Genomic DNA, 6,754 nt, shown 5'->3' on the forward strand with positions numbered 1-6,754 from the left:
CATCTCACGGAGGAAAAATGCGATATTGCTTCTTACCTCAAATATGACTTACATTTACACACTACATGTGAACAATATTAGCTCACGTAATTGTGCATAACTATTCGGTTAATAATAAGGATAGAATTGCTAATATTGTAATGACATTGCAAGCTAATTTTGCTTTTTGTAACAAAAAACTTATGTTTCTAAATATTCAGGAGGGTGATGTGATCACAGTTTTAGTGGTTGATGACCATGAATTAGTCCGTACAGGTATTTGTAGGATGCTTGAAGATCAAGTAGATTTACAAGTCATTGGACAAGCAGAGTCAGGTGAAGAAGCAATTGCCCTAGTCCGCCAACACCATCCAAATGTAGTGTTGTTAGATGTAAATATGCCAGGGATTGGTGGAGTAGAAACAACACGCCGTTTATTACAGACAGCGCCAGATACAAAAGTTTTAGCTGTAAGTGGTCTTGCCGAAGAACCATACCCTTCACTTCTATTAAAAGCAGGAGCTCGCGGGTACATCACTAAAGGCGCACCAATATCGGAAATGGTTCGCGCAATCAATAAAGTGATGCAAGGAGGTAAATATTTCAGTGCTGATATTGCAGAACAACTTGCTAGCTCTTATCTTTCAGATACTCAAAAATCACCTTTTGATGCACTTTCTGAACGAGAAATGCAGGTCGCCATGATGGTCGTAAACTGTATAAGTGCTCAAGAAATATCAGATAAACTATTTGTAAGCGTAAAAACGGTCAATACTTATCGTTACCGCATTTTTGAGAAATTAGGTATCGATAGCGATGTTAAACTAACACATTTGGCTATCCGTTACGGACTTATTAAACCATAATTAAATTAGGTGCTTACATGTCGCCTTCGGTATTTTCATCAACTTTACAAACAATTTACCGTCTAGGCACATGGTACACCGTCTATAGACTGATTATTGCTTTTAGTCTGATTGCTATTTTTTTCATCAATTACCTTCAAAATCGAAGCGTTTATTCTCAAAGTGGTTTTTATTTTTATATTTTAGTCATTTATGCAGCCATTGGTATCATCCAGATGCTGCTATTTAGATATGTCCCACACATCATATCCAAACAACTCATTGCATTATTTTTTATTGATGTAACTTATTTAAGTTTACTCACCTATGCCAATACAGGACCAGACCTTTCCATTGGTCTTCTATTTGTCATTACAGTTTTAGCGGCAAACTTTTTACTTAAAAAAAATCAGGCTTTACTTGTTACTCTCACCGCCATAATTAGTATTATTTATCAACATTTTGTTAGCAGTTTAATCGAAGATCATCAACTCAATCACATCGGAAATAGCATTTTTCTTGCTTTTTTATTTTTTGTTGTTTACGCACTAGGGCAGTATTCAAGAAAACGTTTTCAATTTTTGGAATCCCTAAGTTCTACCCAATCAATCAAGTTATCTACTTTACAAAATATTAATCGCTATATTCTGGAACAAACCGAAACAGGATATCTGGTTTTGGACGAAACCTTACAAGTTATTGTATGCAACCCTGCTGCCCATACATTATTGGAACTGGAAAATAATAAATTCAATAAATACCAGTCCTTTGAAGCCTTACATCCTCAATTATTTGAATTATTCCAGCATGTGACTTTGCTTAAACAATCTAGTTTTCAGTTCAAATCAGAAAATTCGCTGTTTCATATCAATATTCAAATTCAAAAACTTGTCCTGCCTGAACAGGAGCTAAGTATGTTGATTTTGCATGATTCTCAAAAACTGAACCAACAGGTCCAACAGCTTAAACTTGCCGCATTGGGACAGCTTTCTGCCAGCATTGCCCATGAAATTCGCAATCCGCTGGCTATGATTGTACAAGCAAATGAACTGATACAGGAAAGTGATGAACAGGAAAAAAATCATATGCATCGCATTATTGCGACCCAATCAGAGCGTATAGACAAAATCATTACAGAAACATTGAACATGGCGAAAAATAAAGCGATTTTTCCTATAAAAATTAACCTTAAAAATTTCTTTCAAGAACTCAAAAAAAATGATTTTTCAGCTTATCAGGATAAAATCCAGCTCAATATCGAAACAGATCTTGAAATTTATTTTGATGAAACCCAATTTTTACAAGTCATTCATAATTTAATCAGAAATGCCTTAAGACATAATTCAAATCCAAATCAACCTATTCAGATTCTGGCATATTCAGAAGATAAAAATATTTACATAGATGTGATCGACTTTGGGAAAGGAGTTTCAAAACTTGAATTATCTCAATTATTTAAACCTTTTTTTAGTACCGAAATTGATGGAACTGGTTTAGGATTATATCTATCAAAAAGTCTATGTGAAGCGAATCAGGCAAAACTGTCTTACGTTGAACAAGATAATATTGGGGCATGTTTTAGAATCGAATGCTCCAGAACAATTTAAATTTTTATTATTTTATTTTTAGTTTTGGGGAAATATGGGCGCTTTGCAACCATTAGTTTTATTTATAGATGATGAAGTGGATTTATGCACTTTAATGCAAATGACTTTGGCTAAACTAGGAATAAAAACACACATTGCACATCATGTGGCTCAGGCAAAGCAAATGCTACATCTACAGCATTATGATGTATGTATTACCGATTTAAATTTACCTGACGGGCATGGCTTGGAATTGGTGGACTATGTAACACAGCACTTTCCCAGAACACCTATTGCGGTACTCACTGCTTATGGAAATACCGATATTGCAGTATCGGCACTAAAAAAAGGTGCATTTGATTTTGTTAGTAAACCTATCAATCAACAACACTTAAAACAACTTCTGCAAAAAGCATTAAACTTCCCTGCTGTACACTTTGAATCTACAGAGGACTCATCTGAATTCAAGAAGTTTATTGGTCAATCCAAGCCAATTCTCCAGCTTAAAAAGATCATACAGAAAATAGCACGATCACAAGCTCCCGTCTTTATTACAGGCGAATCCGGAACCGGGAAAGAAGTCGTTGCAAATCTTGTTCATCAATTAAGTCATCGGCATTCCGGTGCATTTGTCCCGATTAACTGTGGAGCAATTCCTGAAGAATTGATGGAAAGCGAATTTTTTGGACATAAAAAAGGCAGTTTTACTGGTGCAATACAAGACAAAATAGGTTTAATTCAAGCAGCGGACGGTGGCAGTTTATTTCTGGATGAAATCGCTGAGCTACCTTTGCCCATGCAAGTTAAATTACTTCGTGCTATCCAGGAGAAAAAAATTCGTCCTGTGGGTTCTGATAAGGAAATTGATGTCGATTTTAGAATTATTAGTGCTAGCCATAGTGACCTTGAGGCTCTCGTTTATCAAGGTAAATTTCGTCAGGATCTGTTCTTCCGAATCCATGTCATGGATATATTTATTCCTCCCTTACGAGAACGTGGACAGGATATTTTACTACTGGCAAATCATTTCATACAAAAAATCTGCTCTGAATGGAATATGCCTAATAAGACCCTAACTCAAACTGCACAAGAATTTTTATTATCTCAATATTATTCGGGCAATGTTCGTGAACTACGTAATATTATCGAACGGGCAATTACTTTAAGCGATGCAAACTTTATTGATTTATCACAATTACAGGCCGCTCCTCCACGACCAGCTCAACGAGTGGAAATAAACACCCAATCCCAGACTGATTACATCTTTAATGCAGGCCTACAATCAGTCAATTCTCCCCAGCTTCCTAAAGAAGGCCTTGAACAATATTTAGCAGAGATTGAAAAGGAAGTCATCCTGAATGCTTTAAATGTGACACATTGGAATCGTACCATAGCAGCTAAAAAGCTCGGAATGACCTTTCGCTCCTTACGCTACAGACTAAAAAAATACGGATTGGATACCGATGATGAATAGTAGGTCTTCGCTAGAATTATCGATGTTTGAGTAGAATGTCTGAAACATTGTTTAAATATACATCCTCTTTCATTTCATTCGGCCATACATATTCCTGATTTGGCTGTATTCCAATACCATCAATCATATTGCCTTTAGGTGTGAAATAATGGGATACCGTCATTTGTAAGGCAGCACCATTAGGTAAAGGGAAAAGTTTTTGTACAACACCCTTTCCATAACTCTTTTCACCCATAATCCATGCCCGACCATGCTCTTTCATCGCAGCAGTAAATACTTCAGCAGCTGATGCAGAACGTTTATTAATCAGAATACCGAGCTTGATATTTGGGAATTCACTTCCTGGCAAAGCCTGAAACTGCTGATCACCTTCTGAACGACTTTTAGTCGAAACAATCGTTCCCTGATCTAAAAATAAATCTGCTGTTTCAACAGCAGCAGAAAGTAATCCACCGGGATTATTACGCAAATCAATTAACACGGCTTTTATCCGCTGTGGGTTATATTCTTCGATTAAGCGCTTAATTTCATTTGCAGTATCTTGCTGAAACACTTTAACTTTTAAAACCAATACACCATTATGTAACATCACAGGGTCTATATCAGCAGCTTCTATTTTTTTATTTCTAACCAGAGTGATCGCAGGGCTACTGGCATTTAACTGAATTTGAACTGTTGAACCGATTGAACCATGCAATAAATCATCAGCCTGTTCATAGTTAAGATTTTTAAGTTCCTGATTATCTATTTTAAAAATTGTAAAACCATTTTTTAAGCCTAGCTTGCTGGAATCTGAATTATTCGCCAGATTTTTGATTTGCCATTGTTTACTATGTGTATCAAGAACAATATCAAAATCAACCGTCGCCAGGTCACCTTCGGTATACTGCATGAGTTGACGATAATCTTCTGATGATAAATAACGGGAATATCGGTCCAAACCACTAACCAGCCCTTTGATCGCCTGTAAGAATAAAGTGTCATCGGACTTTTCATTGACATAATTATCTTTAACAATGCCATAGATACCCACAAACTGTTCTATAGACTCAATTGGGACTTCTGCTGTTTGATCTTCCCGATCATCAAAATCAAGAGCAGCTGAATTATTTTCAACTGACCAAGCAAAATGGCTCGTAAAACTCAGTATGCCAGCAATCGCAATAACATATGTCCATTTTCGAGCCATTCTTCACCTATATTTATGCTTTTAGTGTAACCAGATTACGCCCTTTCATTTCAGCAGGAACTGGGAGATTCATCAAGTTTAATAATGTAGGTGCTACGTCAGCAAGCACACCACCTTCAGCAATCGTTGCATCTGTTGGTCCAACATAGATAAATGGAACCAGTTCAGTTGTGTGTTGAGTATGGACCTGACCACTGACATAATCCTGCATTTGCTCAACATTACCATGATCAGCCGTAATCAACATATGTCCATGTTTCGCCATAACTGCATCATAGACACGTCCCAAGCAAGTATCAACAGCTTCAACGGCCTTAACAGCCGCATCAAATACCCCGGTATGCCCAACCATGTCACCGTTGGCATAATTGACAACCAGTAAGTCATATTCACCAGAATTAATCGCATTTACAAGCTCATCTGTCACTTCATATGCACTCATTTCTGGTTGCAAGTCATAAGTTGCAACTTTTGGTGAAGGAATCAAAATACGTTTTTCACCTGGATATTCATCCTCACGTCCACCACTAAAAAAGAACGTAACATGTGCATATTTCTCTGTTTCAGCAATACGAAGCTGTGTTTTACCTAAACTGGATAGATATTCACCAATTGAGTTTTTAAGTTCTTCTGGCATATAAGCAACAGGTGCATCAATCGTCGCCTGATAACGGGTCAACATTACAAATTTAGATAAATCCGGAACAACTTTACGCTCAAAACCTGCAAAATCCTTTTCAACAAATGCCTTGGTGATTTCACGGGCACGATCGGCACGGAAATTCATAAAGACAAGACTATCACCATCCGAAACTTTGATGATTTCACCAATACGCGTGGCTTTAACAAATTCATCAGATTCATCAGCAGCATAAGCCAATTCCAAGCCTTCTTCAGCAGTCGCAGCTACACGGACAGCTTCACCCTCTGTCATCAAACGATAAGCCTGTTCTACGCGATCCCAACGATTGTCACGATCCATCGCATAATAACGACCAATCATGGTTGCAATACGACCCTGACCAGGATACTGGGCAAATAAAGTATCTAGTTTTTCCAGAGAAGGTTTCGCACTACGTGGAGGAGTATCACGTCCATCAAGGAAAGCATGCAAATACACTTTTACACCGCGTTTCAATGCAAGCTCTGCCATTGCAACAATGTGATCCTGATGTGAATGCACACCACCTTCTGATAACAGCCCCATAATATGCACTGCACCACCCGCAGCTTTAGCCTTGTCACAAGCATCGACCAAAACTTTGTGTTCAAAAAAAGCGCCTGTACGGATATCTTTGGTAATTCGGGTAAAATCCTGATACAACACACGCCCCGCACCAAGGTTCATGTGCCCAACCTCAGAGTTCCCCATCTGTCCATCTGGTAAGCCAACATCTTCACCAGAACCAGAAATTAAACCATGTGGATGCTTTTGTTGCATAGCCGTTAAGTTCGGTGTTTTTGCTGCAAGAAACGCATTGTCCTCGACCGCTTCACGATGACCCACACCGTCCATAATTACAAGTACGTGAGGGATTTTGCCAGCAGTTGCATCCGTCATAATTTACACTCTTTTTTTGCTTACAAATTAATCGCTATATCTTACCGAAATTTCAGTCAAGACACTATGTTGAGTTGATGGAATGATTCTATACATTTCATCATATTTTGAAATAAATAT

4 protein-coding genes and 2 pseudogenes are annotated in these 6,754 nt (G+C 37.7%); 4 read left to right on the top strand and 2 right to left on the bottom strand.

Translation table 11 applies throughout. The annotated features are described in order from the left end of the window. Positions 1–209: 209 nt before the first annotated feature. From gacA to KPC_RS20880, 4 genes and pseudogenes are all read left to right on the top strand, one after another. Positions 210–845, top strand: a complete 636-nt coding sequence (gene gacA / locus KPC_RS04890) for a response regulator transcription factor GacA (RefSeq protein ID WP_121973298.1) — start codon at positions 210–212, stop codon at positions 843–845. A 17-nt stretch (positions 846–862) separates the two neighbouring features. Further along, on the top strand, positions 863–2,431 hold the full coding sequence (locus KPC_RS04895; RefSeq protein WP_121973292.1) for an ATP-binding protein: 1,569 nt from the start codon (positions 863–865) through the stop codon (positions 2,429–2,431). Between the two features lie 34 nt (positions 2,432–2,465). Beyond that, positions 2,466–3,626 (top strand): annotated as a pseudogene (locus KPC_RS04900) (sigma-54-dependent transcriptional regulator); the annotation flags it as partial. A 75-nt stretch (positions 3,627–3,701) separates the two neighbouring features. Beyond that, positions 3,702–3,884, top strand: a pseudogene (locus KPC_RS20880) (helix-turn-helix domain-containing protein); the annotation flags it as partial. A 16-nt stretch (positions 3,885–3,900) separates the two neighbouring features. Here the strand turns inward: KPC_RS20880 and KPC_RS04905 are convergent. Beyond that, positions 3,901–5,073 carry a S41 family peptidase gene (locus KPC_RS04905; protein WP_121973294.1) on the bottom strand — a complete coding sequence of 391 codons (1,173 nt, stop codon included), beginning with the start codon at positions 5,071–5,073 and terminating at the stop codon, positions 3,901–3,903. 13 nt (positions 5,074–5,086) lie between these two features. After that, positions 5,087–6,634 carry a 2,3-bisphosphoglycerate-independent phosphoglycerate mutase gene (gene gpmI, locus KPC_RS04910; RefSeq protein WP_121973295.1) on the bottom strand — a complete coding sequence of 516 codons (1,548 nt, stop codon included), beginning with the start codon at positions 6,632–6,634 and terminating at the stop codon, positions 5,087–5,089. Between the last annotated feature and the right edge of the window lie 120 nt (positions 6,635–6,754).

It is taken from the genome of Acinetobacter stercoris (assembly GCF_900323515.1).
Lineage (GTDB): Bacteria > Pseudomonadota > Gammaproteobacteria > Pseudomonadales > Moraxellaceae > Acinetobacter > Acinetobacter stercoris.